This is a genomic window from Microbacterium sp. 4-7, assembly GCF_014332665.1.
Classification (GTDB): Bacteria; Actinomycetota; Actinomycetes; order Actinomycetales; family Microbacteriaceae; genus Microbacterium.
Genome location: NZ_MCRH01000005.1, coordinates 362,137 through 379,235, shown reverse-complemented (window position 1 = coordinate 379,235; position 17,099 = coordinate 362,137). Strand labels below are relative to the sequence as shown.

At 68.6% G+C, this 17,099-nt stretch carries 17 protein-coding genes; 12 read left to right on the top strand and 5 right to left on the bottom strand.

The window, feature by feature from the left end; genetic code table 11:
• The first annotated feature begins 8 nt into the window (after positions 1-8).
• From BEP68_RS11895 to BEP68_RS11860, 8 genes are all read left to right on the top strand, one after another.
• A complete protein-coding gene (locus BEP68_RS11895) occupies positions 9-422 on the top strand; it encodes a YbaB/EbfC family nucleoid-associated protein (RefSeq protein ID WP_056277348.1) in 414 nt (137 codons plus the stop codon).
• Positions 422-751 carry a type VII secretion target gene (locus tag BEP68_RS11890; protein ID WP_053099004.1) on the top strand — a complete coding sequence of 110 codons (330 nt, stop codon included), beginning with the start codon at positions 422-424 and terminating at the stop codon, positions 749-751. The genes BEP68_RS11895 and BEP68_RS11890 overlap by 1 nt, the downstream gene beginning before the upstream one ends.
• Complete coding sequence (locus BEP68_RS11885; RefSeq protein ID WP_187250078.1) at positions 748-2,208, top strand: glycohydrolase toxin TNT-related protein; 1,461 nt, start codon at positions 748-750, stop codon at positions 2,206-2,208. The genes BEP68_RS11890 and BEP68_RS11885 overlap by 4 nt, the downstream gene beginning before the upstream one ends.
• Positions 2,205-2,489: a hypothetical protein gene (locus BEP68_RS11880; RefSeq protein ID WP_056277343.1), complete on the top strand. Its 285-nt coding sequence runs from the start codon at positions 2,205-2,207 to the stop codon at positions 2,487-2,489. Before BEP68_RS11885 ends, BEP68_RS11880 begins: the two co-directional genes overlap by 4 nt.
• Positions 2,486-2,929, top strand: coding sequence for a glycohydrolase toxin TNT-related protein (locus BEP68_RS11875; RefSeq protein WP_072590867.1), 444 nt, complete (start codon positions 2,486-2,488; stop codon positions 2,927-2,929). The genes BEP68_RS11880 and BEP68_RS11875 overlap by 4 nt, the downstream gene beginning before the upstream one ends.
• Complete coding sequence (locus BEP68_RS11870) at positions 2,926-3,186, top strand: hypothetical protein (RefSeq protein ID WP_053099000.1); 261 nt, start codon at positions 2,926-2,928, stop codon at positions 3,184-3,186. The genes BEP68_RS11875 and BEP68_RS11870 overlap by 4 nt, the downstream gene beginning before the upstream one ends.
• 91 nt (positions 3,187-3,277) lie before the next feature.
• Positions 3,278-3,940 carry a TetR/AcrR family transcriptional regulator gene (locus BEP68_RS11865; RefSeq protein ID WP_053098999.1) on the top strand — a complete coding sequence of 221 codons (663 nt, stop codon included), beginning with the start codon at positions 3,278-3,280 and terminating at the stop codon, positions 3,938-3,940.
• A 75-nt stretch (positions 3,941-4,015) separates the two neighbouring features.
• A complete protein-coding gene (locus BEP68_RS11860; RefSeq protein ID WP_053098998.1) occupies positions 4,016-5,251 on the top strand; it encodes an acyl-CoA dehydrogenase family protein in 1,236 nt (411 codons plus the stop codon).
• Positions 5,252-5,281: 30 nt separating this feature from the next.
• Here the strand turns inward: BEP68_RS11860 and BEP68_RS11855 are convergent, their stop codons facing one another.
• Positions 5,282-5,767, bottom strand: coding sequence for a hypothetical protein (locus BEP68_RS11855; protein ID WP_187250077.1), 486 nt, complete (start codon positions 5,765-5,767; stop codon positions 5,282-5,284).
• A gap of 41 nt (positions 5,768-5,808) precedes the next feature.
• On the opposite strand from BEP68_RS11855, the gene BEP68_RS11850 reads away from it, so the two are divergent.
• Complete coding sequence (locus BEP68_RS11850) at positions 5,809-7,260, top strand: phytoene desaturase family protein (protein ID WP_187250076.1); 1,452 nt, start codon at positions 5,809-5,811, stop codon at positions 7,258-7,260.
• Positions 7,261-7,310: 50 nt separating this feature from the next.
• Complete coding sequence (locus BEP68_RS11845; RefSeq protein ID WP_056277324.1) at positions 7,311-8,354, top strand: ATP-dependent DNA ligase; 1,044 nt, start codon at positions 7,311-7,313, stop codon at positions 8,352-8,354.
• Positions 8,355-8,357: 3 nt separating this feature from the next.
• Here BEP68_RS11845 and ligD read toward each other — a convergent pair whose 3' ends face one another.
• The 4 genes from ligD to BEP68_RS11825 form a co-directional block, all read right to left on the bottom strand.
• Positions 8,358-9,410: a non-homologous end-joining DNA ligase gene (gene ligD / locus BEP68_RS11840; RefSeq protein WP_187250075.1), complete on the bottom strand. Its 1,053-nt coding sequence runs from the start codon at positions 9,408-9,410 to the stop codon at positions 8,358-8,360.
• A 41-nt stretch (positions 9,411-9,451) separates the two neighbouring features.
• Positions 9,452-10,612, bottom strand: coding sequence for an SseB family protein (locus BEP68_RS11835; RefSeq protein WP_187250074.1), 1,161 nt, complete (start codon positions 10,610-10,612; stop codon positions 9,452-9,454).
• A gap of 26 nt (positions 10,613-10,638) precedes the next feature.
• Positions 10,639-13,101, bottom strand: coding sequence for an ATP-dependent helicase (locus BEP68_RS11830; RefSeq protein WP_187250073.1), 2,463 nt, complete (start codon positions 13,099-13,101; stop codon positions 10,639-10,641).
• A gap of 98 nt (positions 13,102-13,199) precedes the next feature.
• On the bottom strand, positions 13,200-16,043 hold the full coding sequence (locus BEP68_RS11825; RefSeq protein ID WP_187250072.1) for a lamin tail domain-containing protein: 2,844 nt from the start codon (positions 16,041-16,043) through the stop codon (positions 13,200-13,202).
• Between the two features lie 165 nt (positions 16,044-16,208).
• Here BEP68_RS11825 and BEP68_RS11820 point away from each other — a divergent pair, with 165 nt between their 5' ends.
• Together BEP68_RS11820 and BEP68_RS11815 are read left to right on the top strand one after the other, a co-directional pair.
• On the top strand, positions 16,209-16,604 hold the full coding sequence (locus tag BEP68_RS11820) for a YccF domain-containing protein (RefSeq protein WP_187250071.1): 396 nt from the start codon (positions 16,209-16,211) through the stop codon (positions 16,602-16,604).
• A gap of 29 nt (positions 16,605-16,633) precedes the next feature.
• Positions 16,634-17,095 (top strand): hemerythrin domain-containing protein, encoded by a 462-nt coding sequence (locus tag BEP68_RS11815; RefSeq protein ID WP_187250070.1) that lies wholly within the window; start codon positions 16,634-16,636, stop codon positions 17,093-17,095.
• Positions 17,096-17,099: the final 4 nt, after the last annotated feature.

The window sequence follows — 17,099 nt, the reverse complement described above, 5'->3', positions numbered from 1 at the left end:
GGGAGACAATGACGGACACGTTCGACTGGTCGGATCCGATCGCCACACGGGCCCGCATCGAGCAGCAGGTCAGAGACGCAGAGCGCCGCGCGGCACAGGCCGAGCAGGTGCGCGACGACATCGCTGCCGTGCGTGAGCGGGCGACGTCGCCTGGCCGTGATGTCGCGGTCACGGTGGATTCCTCCGGTCGGCTCGCCGAGGTCACGCTCACGGATGCCGCATACGACCGATCCCCCGCAGCGCTGGGCGCTCTGATCGTCTCCCTCGCCGGAGATGCGCAGCGCGCGGCCGGCGCGAAGGCCGTCGAGATCGCCGCCGAGGCGTTCGGCGCGGACGACGCAGCCGTCGAGCACCTGCGTGAAGAGATCGCTCAGCTCCCCGACCCGAGTCAGGACGGCCAGCCACGGATCGAGTACCGCTGATGGCGGAGCTGATCGCGGTAGACACCGAGACGGTGCGCAGGCACGCGCAGCGCGTCGGCCAGATCGCGTCGGATGTCAGGCTCGCCGAGAACGCCGCCGGGTCGATGAACGTCGGCGGCGGGGCGTTCGGGGTGATGTGCGCGTTCCTGGTTCCGCCTGCGCAACTCGTCTCGTCGATCGCCATCGGCGCGATCTCCGCCGCGGCGACCATGCTCGAGCAGTCCGAGGAACAGCTCAAAGGTCTCGCCGATGACTTCGATGAGGGCGAGCAGCGACAGCTCGACACGATCAGCGGTCTGATGGCATCGGTCGAGGGCGGCGTCCGATGACGCCGCCGAACCCGCTGGTGGCCGGACCGATCGATCCGACGACGCCGTTCAGCGGCGCAGGGCTGCTCGAGGACGGCTATGAGCTCGTCAACGCCATCGAGAGCGGAGACTGGGTGGCCGGAGGCCTCGCATCGTTCTCCGCCCTGGCGAACACCGTCGCGACGGCGATGGATCCGCTCGGATCGCTGATCGCGGCGGGTCTGGGCTGGCTCATGGACCATCTCGAGCCGCTCAAAGGCTGGCTCAACGACCTGACCGGCGACGCAGGTGAAGTCGCCGGATTCGCCGCGACGTGGGGCAACATCGCCCAGCATCTGCAGCAGGCGGGCGAGACCCTCGATTCCCGACTCGCCGACGTGAGCTCGATGTCGGGCGAGGCGATCGCCGCGTACCTCCGACTCCAGGCGGACGTCGCCGCTCATATCTCCGCCGCGGGCGCGTGGGCGGGCGGCATGAAGACCGGCATGGAAGCGGCATCCATGCTCGTCCAGGTCGTTCATGAGCTCGTGCGCGACACGCTCTCGCAGCTCGTGGGCTCGCTGATCTCCTATGCGAGCACGCTGGTGATCTCACTCGGCACTGCAACCCCGTACGTCATCGCGCAGGCGACGAGCCGGGTCTCGGCGATGACCGCCCGGATCTCCGGCACGGTGCTCAAGCTCGTCGACGCCGTCACGGCTCTCGCCAAGCACCTGGACGAACTCAAGGCGCTCTTCCAGCGCCTCGGAGACCTCTTCTCGCGCGGTCCGGGCGGCGGAAACACTCCCTCCGGTTCCGGAGCACCGCACAGCCCGAACGGCACACCTCCCCACACCCCGCCCGACGGCACGACGCCGGACGGGCCCACCTCGCCCGGTCCCAGCGTGCGCGACCAGAGCATGCTCACCGACGAGCAGCTCCAGACATATCTCGAGCGCAACTACCCGCAGTACGCCGACGACTTCGCCGAGACCGGCACGCTCCCACCCGACGTGCAGATCCCCAAGGGGCCTGAGGTCCTTCAGCCGGATGGGAGCATCGACTGGAGCCAGGTGCCCGGCGGCGGGTACGTGCTGGATGCCAACGACAATCCGATCCGACAGCCGCACACGCCGCAGCCCGGTGACGTGCTCGACCGCTACGGTCCCCCCGACGGTCGATACACCTCACCGGTGCCGGATGACGGGCCGTACACGTACGACCAGCGTTCCCTGCCCTACGTCGAGAATCCCGCGCATTACCACCGCTACGAGGTCGTCGGCGATCTGTCCGATCTGCGTGGTGCGTTCGACAGCGCCCCTCAGCACGTCAAGGACGAACTCCTGGCGGGCGGTCTCAAGCCCGAATACCTCGGTTCACAGGGGTACCAGGGAGACATCGCGCCCGGATTCGGCTCGCCGGGTGGCGGCTCCCAGGTGCAGCTTCCGCTCACCGCCGAGCAGCTCATCGCGCTGGGCCTGCTTAAGGAGATCCCATGACGAACCTCACCGCCGCCGACGCACAGCGCATCATCCAGGACGAACAGCTCACCGCCACCGCGAACTGGTTCGGGCGCACCGGCCGTCGCGAACGGTCGGCATGGATCGATCGCGACGGCGATGAGTGGATCGTGTGGGACACCGACGAGCGCGGCGACCGGTTCTTCGGCCCGTCGCGCTTCTCCTCCGAAGCCGAGGCTCTCGACCAGTTCCTGCGGATGGCACGGTCGCACAAGGCAGCGGATTCCACCGCTGTGCGCCGGATCGGGGACTCCGCATGACCGAGGTCTGGATCGGCCCCGACGGCCGCGCCCTCACTCGCGAGCCCGTGCCGGCCGGCGCGGAGGTCTGGGACATGTACGGCCCCGTGAACACCCGCTACGTCTACCTCGTCGAGAACGGGCAGCCCGCTGCGTATCCTGAGCGCTCGCTCCCCTGGGTCGAGAATCCGTCGGCGTACCACCAGTTCATCGTCATCGGCGATTGCGTACACGTCCGTGCCGCATACGAGCGATCCGGCGATGCCGCGCTTCGCCGCGACCTGGATGATCTCGTGGACATCGGCTACTACCGCTGGGACGAACCCATCTACAGCGGCAGGGTGGCTCCCGCATTCGGCGAACCCGGCGGCGCCACCCAGCTCGTGCTGCCCCTGCCGCTCTCGTTCTATCTGCGACTCGGACTCGTGCGCGAACTGAGCGTCCCTGGAGGACTGGCATGAACCGTGACACCGTGCTCGCCGACCTCCGCGCACGCGGCCATGCCGGGTACTCGCTCTTCGAGGACCCGCGCGGCAAGCCGAACGTCATCGTCCTGACCTTCGGCAGGAACGGTTTCCAGACCTGGATCCAAGACGAACGCGCACAACCCATCGCCGGTTCGCTCCGCGCCTTCGACGCGGAATCCGAGGCCCTCGCCGACTTCACCCACCGGGTGGAGATCTGGAACCGCGTCAGCGGCGTCCGTCCGACGGCATAGACGGCCACGCCTCCGTCCGGTCGCCACGGCCTCACGCCCTACGGCGACCGCCCATGATCGTCGACGACATCGACAGGTCTAGGCTCATTCCATGCACGAATCCGCAGAACTGCGCACCGGCGTCGTGGCCGCTGCACTCGAGCTCTTCGCGTCACAGGGCTTCGACCAGACCTCCGTCGAGCAGATCGCGAAGGCCGCAGGCGTCTCACGCTCGACCTTCTTCCGCCAGTTCGGCGGCAAAGAGGATGTGGTCTTCGCGGACCATGAGGTGCTGCTCGACCAGTTGCGGACCTTCCTCGCGGAAGGGCATGACGATCCCTGGCGTGCGGTCTGCGCGGCATCCGAGTCGGTCTTCGCCCACTTCGCGCACGATCCCGAACTCGCGCGTCGCCGCTACCAGATCGTCCGCCAGGTGCCGGTGCTCCGTGAGCGCGAGATCATCACGGTGTTCCGCTACGAGCGGCTGTTCGACGACTATCTGCGCAGCTCGCTCCCCGGGATCGATCCTCTCGATGCCGTCGGGTTCTCCGCCCTCGTCACCGCCGTGCACAACCATGTGCTGCGGCAGCTGCTGCGCGGCAAGAAGAAGGTGCCGCTCTCGACGCTGCAGACGGCGCTCGCCGACGTCCGCCGCCGCTACGGGGTGCCTTCCGACGCGGTCTCCGAGGCTCCGGATGACGTGGTCGTCGCCGTGTTCCCTCGCTCGATGCCGATCGCCGAGGTCACCCGGCGCCTGCGCTCTCAACTCGACTGAACCAGGACTCTCTCCACCGGAGTCGTGAAACCGAGTTTCAGAGCGTACGATACTTGGTGTCACGAAGGAGTCACCATGAGCACCGCAGCCTCTCCCCTGCCCGGCGAGCGCGTCTCGTCGTACGACATCACCGGGCGACAGGACAGCGATTACTACGCCGTCTTCGCCGACATCCCCGACGCCGACCGGTCGGCCTGGGATCGCGCCAAGGCCTACATCGACGAGGTCGGGCCTCAGATGGCGGACGCCTGGGATCGCGCGGAGTATCCACTCGAGGCCGCGCGCCGAATGGGCGAGATGGATCTCGTCGTCGATGGCATCGAGCATCCTGCCCTCACCCGGCTCTCTCCCCTCGCTGCCGGGCTCGTGAACATGGAGATCTCGCGCGGCGACGGGTCGCTCGGCACCGTGCTCGCCGTCCAAGGCGGGCTCGCGCTGCGCACCCTGGCGCTCTTCGGATCCCCCGCTCAGCAGGAGAAGTGGCTCACGGCTCTGGCAGACGGCTCGGTCTTCGGATCCTTCGCCCTCACCGAGCCCGACCACGGGTCTGACTCGGTATCGCTGGAGACCGTGGCCCGCCGCGACGGCGACGAGTGGGTCATCCGCGGCGCGAAGAAGTGGATCGGCAACGGCGCCTCGGGCGGCATCACTTTCGTCTGGGCCCGCGTCGACGACGAGACGGCGCCCGAACACGGTGCGGTCCGGTGCTTCCTCGTCGAACAGGACACCCCCGGATACTCAGGGACGCCGATCCGCGGCAAGGCCTCGCTTCGGGCGATCCACCAGGCTCACATCGTGCTCGACGACGTCCGGGTGCCGCTCGACTCCGTACTCCCTGGCACCAAGAGCTTCAAGGACGCGTCGGTCGTCCTCTACGCCACCCGCTCAGGGGTCGCGTGGTCGGCCCTCGGCCACGCGACGGCCTGCTACGAAGCGGCGCTGGCCTACTCGACCCAGCGCATCCAGTTCGGCAAGCCGCTCGCCAAGTTCCAGATGGTGCAGGAGCGCCTCACGCACATGCTCGAGGACCTCACGGCCATGCAGCTGTACTGCCGTCGCCTCGCAGACCTCGAGACCGCGGGTGAGCTTCGCCCCACGCAGGCCTCGCTGGCGAAGTTCCACAACACGCGAGCAGCTCGACGCGTGGCATCCGTCGCCCGTGACCTCCTCGGCGGCAACGGCATCCTGCTCGAGAACGGTGTGATGCAGCACATGGCCGACATCGAGGCGATCCACACCTATGAGGGCACCGAGAGCGTGCAGGCGCTGCTGCTCGGGCGCGACATCACGGGGATGAGCGCCTTCACCTGAGCGCTCACCACCGCGGTGCCGACGAGGACGTCAGTCGCAGCCGCAGCCGCCGGCCGGCGTCTTCACCATGAAGCAGACGTCGCATACGCCGTAGTCGCGCTCTTCCGTCTTGGTCGCGCGCTCGGCCTTCGGCGCAGCCGCGACACGAGGGGTCGTCGATCTCTTCGCCTTGACAGGCGCGATCGGGCGGAACTCGCTCGGATGCGTCACGTAGAAGTACGGTGCACGGCCCTCGCTCGGCTGCAGTCGCAGGGGCGTCGAGCCGATGACGATCGTCTCGTCCTCGGTGAAGCCGTTGGTGTAGGTCTTGCCGATGTGCAGCGGCGCGCCGTCGCCGCGGCGGATCGCCTCGATGTAGCGACCGCGGTCGATATAGGAGGAGATGCCGACGGCGTCGGTGACCGCGGAAATAAACTCGTGGTTCTCCTCGGCGATGCGATGCGCGCGGAGCGCCTCCGCGAGGGTTCGGTACGGACGGGAGTTGCCTGTGGGGGTCGGGCCCTGAACTTCATTCATTTCCTCAAGGATCTCACGCCCGGGCATGGAAGACTGGCCGAATGGCACGCGCGACGATCATCGGCTCCGGACCGAACGGCCTGGCGGCGGCTGTGTCCCTCGCGCGCGCCGGCTACGAGGTGCACGTGCTCGAAGCCGCCGACACGATCGGCGGCGGAGTCCGCACGACGGAATCGACCCTCTCGGGCTTCCGGCACGACGTCTGCGCCGCCGTGCACCCGGCCGCGCTCTCTTCGTCGTTCTTCCAGGCGTTCGGCCTCGCCGAACGGGTGGACTGGATCCTCCCCGACATCTCGTACGCGCACCCGCTAGACGGCGGCAGAGCCGGAATCGCATGGCGCGACATCGAACGCACCGCGGCAGGGCTCGGCGTCGACGAGCGGGCCTGGCTGTCGCTCCTGCGCCCGCTCAGCACTCACGTCGAGGGTGTCGTCGACTTCACCGGCAATCAGATGCTCAGGGTGCCTCGCGAGCCGATCACGGCTCTCCGGTTCGCGCTGCGGATGCTCGACCAGGGCACGCCGCTCGCCCGGCGCAGCTTCCGCACCGAAGAGGCCGCCGCGCTGATGGCCGGTGTCCTGGCGCACGCGAACACCCCGCTCCCCTCGCTCGCCGGTGCCGCAGCCGGGCTGCTGCTCGCCGCGCAGGCGCACGCCGGCGGATGGATGTACCCGCGAGGCGGCGCGCAGCGCATCGCCGACAGCATGGTCGCCGATATCGAGGCCCATGGCGGATCCGTCGAATCGGGCATCCACGTCACCGACCTGGGATCGCTCGACTGGGGCGACCCCGCCCGTGGTGATCTGCTGATGCTGAACACGTCGCCCCGCCTCACCCTCACCCATCCGGACATCCCCGCGGCGTACGCGCGAGCGATCCGCAACTACCGATACGGCCCCGCCGCTGCGAAGGTGGATTTCGCTCTCGACGGGCCGATCCCCTGGGCGAATACCGACGTCGCCCAGTCGCCCACCGTCCACATCGGCGGATCGGCGGCGGAGACGTGGGCGAGTGAGAACGCTGTCGCCCGGGGACGGATCAGCGACCGACCGTACGTCCTGACGGTGCAGCCCTCGGTCTTCGACCCCAGCAGGGCGCCGGAGGGCAAGGCGGTGCTGTGGGCGTACATCCATGTTCCCCAGGACTCCGATCTCGACGCCACCGAACTCATCACGCGTCAGGTCGAGCGATTCGCACCGGGATTCCGAGACCTCATCCTCGCGCACCACTCGGTGCCGGCGTCGTCGCGCGAGGCGGTCAACCCGTCGGAGATCGGCGGCGACATCCTCGGCGGGGCGTTCACGATCCCGCAGGCGCTGCGGCGCCCGGTCCTCGGCATCGCGCCCTGGCGCACTCCGATGCACGGGGTGTACCTCGCGTCGGCGTCGACACCGCCCGGCCCGGGCGTCAACGGCATGGCGGGATGGCATGCCGCCCGCACGGCGCTCAAGGATGCCGGCATGCGCGTCTCCCTCGACGACCTCTTCTCCTGACGGGCGAAATCACCCTTCTGCCACGACGCGACCGACGCCAGGATGGATCCATGCGCTACGAGATCCCGTCCCCGATGCTGGCGAAGGCGGCAGCATCCGTCCCCGATCCCGCGAAGACCGCCGGAGGGCTGCTGTTCGAGCCCAAGTGGGACGGATTCCGCGGGCTGATCGCCTGGGACGGCGAGACCGTCGAGATCGGCTCCCGCGGCGCGAAACCGCTGACGAGATACTTCCCCGAGCTCGTCGAGGCGATCCCGCGACTGCTTCCGAGGCCGTGCCTGCTCGACGGAGAGATCGTCGTGGCCACGGGACACGAGGGGGCGCAGCGACTCGATTGGGAGGCGCTGAGTCAGCGCATCCATCCCGCGGCCTCACGAGTGGCGAAGCTCGCCGCGGAGACGCCTGCGATGTTCATCGCCTTCGATCTGCTGGCCGTCGACGACGAAGACCTCCTGAGCACTCCGTTCGCCGAACGCCGCGCGCGCCTGGAGACCCTGATGGAAGGGGTCGAGCATCCCCTGCACATCACGCGCACCACCCGCGATCGGGACGCCGCCGTGCGCTGGCTCGCCGAGTTCGAGGGCGCAGGGCTCGACGGGGTCGTCGCCAAGCCACTCGATCAGCCGTACGCGCCCGGAAAGCGCACCCTCATCAAGATCAAGCATGCCCGCACCGCTGACGTGGTCGCGCTCGGCTACCGCGTGCACAAGTCCGGGTCGGGCGTCGGGTCTCTGCTCGTCGGCCTCTACGACTCCGACGGCACCCTGCGGCAGGTCGGCGGCGTGGCCGCATGGAGTGATGTGCGCCGCCGGGAGCTCGTCGAGGAGCTCGCCCCGCTCGTGCAGCGCGACGACTCCGGCGAGGCCCTCACCGGCGAGGGTGAGCGTTCGCGCTTCAGCGGGTCCAAAGATGTCTCGTTCGTCCGGCTGCGCCCCGAGCTCGTACTCGAGGTGCGCTACGACCAGCTCGAGGGTTCGCGGTTCCGCCATACGGTGCAGTTCGACCGCTGGCGTCCGGACCGGGATGCGCGGTCGTGCACCTACGACCAGCTCGACACCGTGGCCGGGTACGACCTGGCCGAGGTCATCGGCTGAGGCTCACTCCTCGACGGGATCACCGTTCGCATCCCAGTGGGCGTCGACCTTCTTGCTGGGCTGCACGCGTGGGGGCTCTCCGGGCATCTTGGGGAACTCGGGCGGGAACGACAACTCGCCGAGGCCCGCCGCCTTGTCCCGCTCCCACCACTCGAGAAGCGTGTCGATGCGCCCCGGCTCGTCCTGCTTGCCCGCCCAGGGATCACCGACCTCGGCGAGTCTCTTCGGGATGCTGCGGACGGTGAAGACCGCGGGGTCGAGACCGTCCAGCTCGTCCCAGTGCACGGGCGTCGAGACCGTGGCCCCGGGAAGCGCGCGGGGGCTGTAGGCACCGGCCATCGTGCGGTCGCGGTTCGCCTGGTTGAAGTCGATGAAGACCCGCTGACCACGCTCTTCCTTCCACCAGCTCATCGTGACCTGCTCCGGCATCCGTCGCTCCAGCTCGCGGCCGGCTGCGATCACGGCGTGCCGCACATCGAGGAACTCATGAGTCGGTTCGATGGGCGCGAACACGTGCAGTCCACGGTTGCCGCTGGTCTTCACGAACGCGGTGAGACCGACCTCCTCGAGCACCTCTCTCAGCGCGTGCGCGGCGGGGATGGCATCCGCGAACCCCGTGCCGGGCTGCGGGTCGAGGTCGATCCGCAACTCGACGGGATTGTCCGGGTCGGTGGCCAGAGACGCCCAGGGGTGGAAGACGATCGTGTTCATCTGCGCCGCCCAGACGATCGCGCTCGGGCGATTCAGGACGATCTGCGGATGCCGACGCGCACTGTTGTAGGTCACGGTGACGGCGTCGACATAGTCGGGCGTTCCCTTGGGCGGGTTCTTCGAGAAGAACCCGTCGCTTCCCACGCCGTCGCGGAAGCGCTCGAGCGAGACGGGACGATTCCCGTTCGCCTCGAGGAACGGCACGCTGACGAGCTGGAAGTACTCCGCGAGCTCGGCCTTCGTGATGCCGTCCTTCGGCCAGACGACCCTGTTCGGGCTCGAGAGCGCGACCTCGCGCTCTCCATCGGGATCGATGACTGTCAGGGTCACGCGTTCTGAGGCCATGCTCCGACCCTAGAGGGCCGGTGCGACGCGGGGGAAGCCCGTCAGTCGTCGATGTCGATCGCGAGGATCAGCACCGAGGTGAGAGCGTCGCGCTCGACCACGATGCTGGGGCCGGCCGGATCGATGATGACCCCGGCCATATCGATGTGGCTGGAGAGGATCTTGGCCAGCTGCAGCGGCTCGAACGGCAGCGGTCGATCGCCCCGACCGAGCGCGAGCACCTCGAGCGGGTGCGAGAAGAGCTGGAGGAACCGCTTGCCGTCGGGAGTCTGCGCTTCGGCGATCCCGACCTGTCCGCCGGGATTTCCCTCGTTGACGGCGACCCACATGCGCTTCGTCGCGAGCGCCTCACCGACCTTCGATGCGGTGTCCTGCTCTCGCGGCGCGGCGATCAGCGACTTGACCGTCATGTCGACGTCTGCCTGCTCGAGCGCCTTCTGCAGGAGCTCGGACGGGAACACCACGCGGTGCGGTGCAGAGGCGTTGTCGACGATGAGGCCGGCGAAGTCACCCGAGACGACCTGCTGCAGAACGGACGTGACAGGCTGGGCGACGGCAGATGTCGCCGTCGGGTCCTTCTCGAGCTGCACGGAGTCTCGGACAGCGGCGGCCGAACTGAACGCGAGCATGAACTGACGATCGCCATCACGCACGACCGCGACAGCGAGAGGCTTGCCCTCACTGATCTGCGCGCGTGCGTCACCGTTGACGCGGATGTACATGTGCCCCTGCAGCGCCTGGCGGAGCACTCCGAGCAGCTGCTCGTTCGTGGCGCCCTGCTCGACCTCTTTCAGGGATTCACGCAGCAGGACGTTGTCCTTCATGCCCGGGACGGTCTCGGTCTGCTCGGGCGGCATCGCGGGCGCCAGCGGCAGTCGACGCTCGGGCTCGGCCACGGGGGCGGGTGCCGGCGCAGCGGGAGCAGGGGCGGGTGCCGGCGCAGCGGGAGCAGGGGCGGGTGCTGTCGCAGGCGCCGATGCTGCCGGCGCGTCAGGACCGGGCAGCTCGACCTCCGGTCCGGCCTGAGCACCGACCCCACGGAACGCCTGGACGGAGATACCGATGGTGGGCGTGGCCTCGGCGGCGTCCGCCGACGCCTCCGCACCGTCCGGAGTCTCGTCGGCGGACTCCTCGGTCTCGGTGTCGAACTGGTCGGCGACGACGTCGTCGGCGGACTTCTTGCGGCGGGAGAACAGGGCCATATCAGCCAGCCTAACCCGCCAGAGGGCTAGATCTTCTCGATCGGCGCGACCTTGATCAGGAGCTTCTTCTGGCCGGCGGAATCGAAGCGCACGTGCGCGATGCGCTTGGCACCCTCGCCCGTCACCGCGTCGACCCGTCCGTCGCCGAAGTCCGTGTGGCGGATGCGATCCCCGGCGGCGAGTTCGAGGTCGCCGTTGTCACGCATCTTCGCCGTCACGCGGTTGGGGAACTTGTCCATCGCGGTCGAGAGCGGCTTGAGAGAGTCGCGCCCCGGCAGCTGCTTCACCGCGAAACGGTCGCCGGAACCGGAGCCGCCGGAGCCGCCGAATCCGCCTGCCCGGCGCGCATTGAGCGCACGGGACTGCATGCCTCCCCGGGAGTTGACGTCGCCGGGCGACTGGCGCCAGTCGATGAGTCCGGCGGGGATCTCCTGCAGGAAGCGGCTGGGCATCGCGACCGAGACCTCGCCGAACTGGGCCCTGGTCATCGCGAGCGACAGATGCAGGCGCTTCCGCGCGCGCGTGATGCCGACGTAGAAGAGCCTCCGCTCTTCCTGAGGACCGCCCGGCTCCCCCGCCGAGATGCGGTGCGGGATCAGATCCTCTTCGACGCCGGTCACGAAGACCGCGTCGTACTCGAGTCCCTTCGCGGTGTGCATCGTCATCATCGACACCGACCCTGATTCGTCGTCGAGGTCGTCGGCATCCGAGACCAGGGCGACCTCTGTGAGGAAGTCCACGATCGTCCCGTCAGGATTGTTGCGCGCGAAGTCCCGCGCGACGGCGACGAACTCGTCGAGGTTCTCGACGCGCGCCTCATCCTGTGGGTCGCGGCTCGCCCGCAGGGCGTCGAGGTAGCCGCTCTTCGACAGCAGCACGTTGAGCCCGTCGGCGACGGTGGTCGGAGCGGGAACCTCGCCGGAGGCGGGGAGCATGATCTCCGTCGCCTCGGCCAGCACGGCATCGAGCTGGGCGATGCCGGCCTGGATCTTCGGACCGAAGCCCAGCTGCTCGGGCACGGACAGGGCCTGCCGGAACGTGATGTCGTGGTCTTCGGCGAACCGGGCGATCGCCGTCTCGGTCACATCGCCGATGCCGCGCCTGGGCTTGTTCAGGATGCGGCGGACAGCCATCTCGTCGGCCGGGTTCGCGACGGCGACCAGGTAGGCGAGGGCGTCCTTGATCTCGGCACGCTCGTAGAACTTCGTGCCGCCCATGATCTTGTAGGGCACGGCGGAGCGGATGAAGATCTCCTCCAGCGCACGCGATTGCGAGTTCGTGCGGTAGAAGACGGCCATCTCGGAGTACGGCATGCCGGCGCGGTGCAGCGCCTCGACCTCGTCGGCGACGAATTGGGCCTCATCGTGCTGGGAGTACCCGGTGAAGCCGACGATCATGTCGCCGTCGCCCTTGTCGCTCCAGAGCTTCTTGTCCTTGCGGTCGAAGTTGTTGCCGATCACCGCGTTCGCCGCCGAGAGGATGTTCTGCGTCGAACGGTAGTTCTGCTCGAGCAGCACGACGCGAGCGCCGGGGAAGTCGCGCTCGAACTCGCTGATGTTGCGGATGTCGGCGCCACGGAAGGCGTAGATCGACTGGTCGGAATCACCCACCACGGTGAGTGACGCGCCTTCGAGCTCCGGCGTGGTCTCCGGCTCGAAGATCATCATGCCGTCGGAGGCATACGGATCGGGCGAATCGCCCGAGACCGGACGCGTCAGCTCGTGGATGAGGGCGTACTGAGCGTGGTTCGTGTCCTGGTACTCGTCGACCAGCACATGACGGAACCTGCGCCGATAGGTGTCGGCGACCTGAGGGAAGGCGCGGAACAGATAGACGGTCTGGCCGATCAGGTCGTCGAAGTCGAACGCGTTCGCCTTCTGCAGCTGCCGCTGGTAGTCGGCGAAAAGCTCGACGAAGATCCGCTCGGCCGGGTCGTTCATGTTCGCCTGTCGCGCATACGCGTCGGCATCCGACAGCTCGTTCTTGAGCTTGGAGATGCGCGACTGCACGGCCCCGGGCGTGAGACCGTAGGCATCGGCCTCGTGCTGCTTGACCAGCCGCTTGATGAGCGCCCGCGAATCACCGGAGTCGTAGATCGTGAATGACTTGGTGAACCCGAACTGCTGAGCCTCACGCCGGAGGATCCGCACGCAGGCGGAGTGGAACGTCGAGATCCACATGCCCCGCGCCGCGTCGCCCACGATCGCCTCGACGCGCTCGCGCATCTCACCGGCGGCCTTGTTGGTGAAGGTGATCGCGAGGATCTGGCTGGGCCATGCCTCGCGTGACCTCAGCAGAGAGGCGATGCGCCGTGTCAGCACGCTGGTCTTGCCGGAGCCTGCACCCGCGACGATCAGCAGCGCGGGTCCGCGGTAGGTCACCGCTTCGAGCTGCTGCGGGTTGAGGCCGGCGAGGAGGTCGTCCTGTCCCTGCGCTCCGGTGGAGCGAGGGCCGACGGATCCGGGGACGATGAGGGGGGCTTCGGTCATGGCTCTACGAGTCTAGGCCGCGCCACCGACACTGCCGGCGGATGGGGCGGATGCACGGGATCCCGTGCATCCGCCCCACCGTCGTCGCGTCGCTCGTGTCAGCTGACGCGCCGGCGCCGACCGGCGACGAGCGCACCGCCGACGACGAGCATCAGGGCCAGAGCGATCAGGGCCACGGGCACCTCCGCGCCGGTCGCAGCGAGGCCGGCGGCACCGTCACGGTCGTCACCGGAAGGCGCGCCGCCGGGCTGGCTCGAGACCGGGCCTTCGCCAGGAGTCTGCCCCGGGTTCTCCCCGGACCCTTCGCCGGGCGTCTCTCCGGTCACTCCGGGAAGGGTGCCGACTCGCAGCGCCTCGGCGGCGAAACCGTCGGCGAACCACCAGACCGGACGCTCACCGTCGACCGACAGCGAGGCCGGGGCGGTCGCGAATCCCTCGTTGTTGATGTCGGGCATGCCGGCAGGGCGGGCGAAGTGCGCGATGCCGGGCTGTTCGGTGCCGTTCAGCGTGATCTGGGCCGATTGCCCCTGGCAGCCGTCGTCGCAGACCGCCCACAGCACGTCGAGCACGCTGTCGTAGTCGAGCGCCATGACGCCGGGCAGACCGGGTGCGATCTCCGACACCAGCGTGGCCCGGCCGTCGGCGCCGAGCGCGAACGCGTAGACGTGACCGTTGTCCTCGACCGCGACGAAGAACAGGCCGCCGCCGTGTCCGGCGTAGTCTGCCGAGTCGTACGGGGCCGCGGTGTTGACGTCGAAGAGTGCGCCGTCAAGAGCGCTGTCCGGCACCCACTGCACCGCCTCCATGCCGAGGTTCGCTCCCACGGCGGGGAGCGACGAGGTCAGATCCCACTCCTGCTCGGCGACGAGGTCGTCGGCGGAGGCTTCAGGGTCGACCTTCAGGATGGTGTTCTGGTTCACGCCCTTGGCGCTGTTGTCACGCTCGGAGGCGACGTAGACCGATCCCTCGCCGTCGACGGTGATGCCCTCGGTGTCGGGGCCTGCGGCGTTCGGGTCGCCGGCATCCTTCTGGAATCGCACACGCTTGCCCGACTCCCACCCGGCGATCTGCGAGAACGAGCCGTCGGCGTGGGCCTCGAGCTTCCAGATGCGCCCCTCGCCGTTGTCCACGGCCCAGAGGAACGATCCGTCCGACGTCTCCTGCACGTCGAGACCCGAGCTGTCCTCGAGGAACGTCGGCGCGGTGTCGAGCACCCGGACGTCGGCCGAACCCGGCCATGGCGAGACGGGGATCTCGCCGGCGCAGATGTTCGCCGCACCCTTCGTGCTCTCCGCGGTCGCCGCGAAGGTGCCGGCGATGTCCGGGCAGCGCCCCCACGTGGTGGCCGCGTGCCCTGCGCCCCACGTGGTGGAGTCGATGAGCAGATCTCCGTCGAAGACGCGAACGGAGTCGCCGTCACCCAGACCGAAGCCGAGGTCCGTGCCCTCGATGACGAGGTATCCGCCCGCGGCGATGGTGGTCGCGGCCGGAATGACGTAGGAGTGGGTGTCGTCGTCGTCCTTCACGACGACGCCGGAGACGTCGAGGGCGGATGCGGTCGGGTTGACGAGTTCGATCCAGTCACCGGGCGATCCGCCGTCGGACTCGACCTCGTTGATCCGCACCGGGTTGCCGCACGCGTTGCGCTGGCCCTTGGTCGAGACCGCGATGTCGGCGAACTCTCCAGCTCCGTCCGCGCATCGCGCGAGGACGCCCGCCGCATGCGCCGCGTAGACGTGCTCGTCGACGATGTTGAGGTTCGCGTCGCGCAGCGTGACGGTGTCGCCGTTGCCCAGACCGAACACGAAGTCCTTCGGCTGGTCGAAGACGAGGTACGCGCCGGGTTCGAGCACGGTGCCCGCGGGCAGCGGCGTCGTCTCCGCCGCGTGGCCGACCGGGTCGCCGTCCATGACGGTCCAGCCGGAGAGGTCGACCGGTGTGCTGCCCGAGTTGACGACCTCGACCCAGTCGGTCGCGTCGCCGTCGGATTCGATCTCGTTGATCACGACGTCCGGCATGACGCACGTGTTCGTCACCCCCGGGGTCGCATATGCGAGCACGAAGGAGCCCTCTCCGTCGGGGCAGCGTGCGAGGGTCGCGGCGATGGCGTCGCCGTCGATGGCGGCATGGCCGCTCCATGCCTGCGTGTCATCGACCAGCACGCCAGCCGTGTCGAACAGGCGGATGCGGTCGGCGCTGCCGATTCCGATCGGATCGCGGAAGGCCGTCTCGACGCCACCGACGAGACCGATGGTGCCCTCCTCGACGACGAGGAACTCGCCGGCGGCGATCTCCGTGCCCGGCAGGAACTGCCAGCGGTGGTCGTCGGAGTTGTCGCGGATCTCGTAGCCCGAGATGTCGAGAGGGGCATCGCCCGAGTTGTGGAACTCCACCCAGTCCGCCGGCTGCGAGTCGACCTCGTTTATCGCGATGGTGCCGCCCAGAGGTTCGTCGGATGCGAAGACGTTCGCCGCGCCCTTCGTGGACTCGGACGTCTCCGCCCATTCGACGATGCCGTCGACCTCCCGCGCTCCCCAGGTCACCGCAGCGTGAGCCGCCCACGATGTCTCGTCCACGAGCACGGCGCTCGGGTCGAACAGCCGCACCTGGTCTTCTTTGCCGAGGCCGAAGGCGAAGCCGCCCGCTCCGGCATCGGCCTGGTCGAGAACGAGATGCGCGCCGGGCTCGATCACCGATCCGTCCGGGAATGTGTACGCCTCATCTTCGCCGTCGTCCTTGACGACGAAACCGCTCAGGTCGACCGCGACGGCCGACGTGTTGACGAACTCGATCCAGTCGCCGGGTGCTCCCCCGCTCGACTCGACTTCGTTGATGCGGACACCGGGTTCGGCTCCGGTGGCGGCGAGCGGCACGGCGAGCAGGGCGGCAGCGCTGAGTGCGCAGACCGTCGTGACCGCAGCCGCAGAGTGCAGGCGGGACATAGGGCTCCTGAGGGAATCAGTCGGGTAGGACTCCACATCAGCGATCCCGCATGGCCGAACGACGGCGTGCAGGTGCACGGATGGTGAACGACCGGTGGCGGTTCGCCATCGGCCCGGGAGGCCGCGAACAGGCGGATGCTCAGCCGTCGATGCGAGAATCGGCCCGTGCGCACGATCCTCAACATCATCTGGCTGATCTTCGCCGGACTCGCTCTCTTCCTCGGCTACATGCTGGCCGGCATCCTGCTGTGCATTCCGATCGTGACGATCCCCTGGGCCATCGCCTCGTTCCGCATCGCCCGCTACGCGATCTGGCCGTTCGGGCGTGAGATCGTCAGCAAGCCGACCTCCGGAGTCGGCTCGTTCCTCGGCAACGTGCTCTGGGTCATCCTCGCCGGCTGGTGGTTGGCGATCGGACACATCGTCTCCGGCCTCGCGCTCTGCATCACGATCATCGGCATCCCGATGGGCATCGCCGACTTCAAGATGGTGCCCGTCTCGCTGATGCCTCTCGGCAAGGAGATCGTGTCGCGCCGCGGCGCCTTCGACCGCACGCTCTGACCGCGGCTGCCGGCTCTAGAATTGCCGGGATGGATGCCGATCGCCTGATCGCCTGGGACGCAGAGCTGCGCCGGGCGCACACGAGACTCCGCGCCGCCCTCGAGGCCACGAGGGAGGCGGTGCAGGACGGTTCGGATGCTCCGGATGCCGCGCGCGAGCTCGCGCTGTTCTGCATCGGCTTCTGCTCGGCCCTCGATGGGCATCATCTGAGCGAGGACCGCGCCCTGTTCCCCGCGCTGCGCGACCAGCACCCGGAACTCGGCGACGTGATCGCCAAGCTGATGCAGGATCACTCGATGCTGGCCCACCTGCTCGGAGGACTCCGCACGGCCGTCGAGAGCGGAGAGGGCAGCGAGACGCTGAAGCGCCACCTCGACGGCATCGGCGCGATCATGGAGTCGCACTTCCGCTTCGAGGAGCGCGAGATCCTCGAGCCGCTGCGAGCGCTCCACCTCGATCGCCCCGTTCCGGACGTGCTCGGCCCGTTCTGATCGA

Bases quoted from the DNA above. Each gene is read 5' to 3' on its own strand.
- BEP68_RS11825 (WP_187250072.1), bottom strand. From the start codon at position 16,043: ATGTCCCGCCTGCACTCTGCGGCTGCGGTCACGACGGTCTGCGCACTC.
- BEP68_RS11855 (WP_187250077.1), bottom strand. From the start codon at position 5,767: ATGAATGAAGTTCAGGGCCCGACCCCCACAGGCAACTCCCGTCCGTAC.
- BEP68_RS11850 (WP_187250076.1), top strand. From the start codon at position 5,809: ATGGCACGCGCGACGATCATCGGCTCCGGACCGAACGGCCTGGCGGCG.
- BEP68_RS11890 (WP_053099004.1), top strand. From the start codon at position 422: ATGGCGGAGCTGATCGCGGTAGACACCGAGACGGTGCGCAGGCACGCG.
- BEP68_RS11845 (WP_056277324.1), top strand. From the start codon at position 7,311: ATGCGCTACGAGATCCCGTCCCCGATGCTGGCGAAGGCGGCAGCATCC.
- BEP68_RS11865 (WP_053098999.1), top strand. From the start codon at position 3,278: ATGCACGAATCCGCAGAACTGCGCACCGGCGTCGTGGCCGCTGCACTC.
- BEP68_RS11835 (WP_187250074.1), bottom strand. From the start codon at position 10,612: ATGGCCCTGTTCTCCCGCCGCAAGAAGTCCGCCGACGACGTCGTCGCC.
- BEP68_RS11870 (WP_053099000.1), top strand. From the start codon at position 2,926: ATGAACCGTGACACCGTGCTCGCCGACCTCCGCGCACGCGGCCATGCC.
- BEP68_RS11830 (WP_187250073.1), bottom strand. From the start codon at position 13,101: ATGACCGAAGCCCCCCTCATCGTCCCCGGATCCGTCGGCCCTCGCTCC.
- BEP68_RS11815 (WP_187250070.1), top strand. From the start codon at position 16,634: ATGGATGCCGATCGCCTGATCGCCTGGGACGCAGAGCTGCGCCGGGCG.
- BEP68_RS11895 (WP_056277348.1), top strand. From the start codon at position 9: ATGACGGACACGTTCGACTGGTCGGATCCGATCGCCACACGGGCCCGC.
- BEP68_RS11875 (WP_072590867.1), top strand. From the start codon at position 2,486: ATGACCGAGGTCTGGATCGGCCCCGACGGCCGCGCCCTCACTCGCGAG.
- BEP68_RS11860 (WP_053098998.1), top strand. From the start codon at position 4,016: ATGAGCACCGCAGCCTCTCCCCTGCCCGGCGAGCGCGTCTCGTCGTAC.
- BEP68_RS11880 (WP_056277343.1), top strand. From the start codon at position 2,205: ATGACGAACCTCACCGCCGCCGACGCACAGCGCATCATCCAGGACGAA.
- ligD (WP_187250075.1), bottom strand. From the start codon at position 9,410: ATGGCCTCAGAACGCGTGACCCTGACAGTCATCGATCCCGATGGAGAG.
- BEP68_RS11885 (WP_187250078.1), top strand. From the start codon at position 748: ATGACGCCGCCGAACCCGCTGGTGGCCGGACCGATCGATCCGACGACG.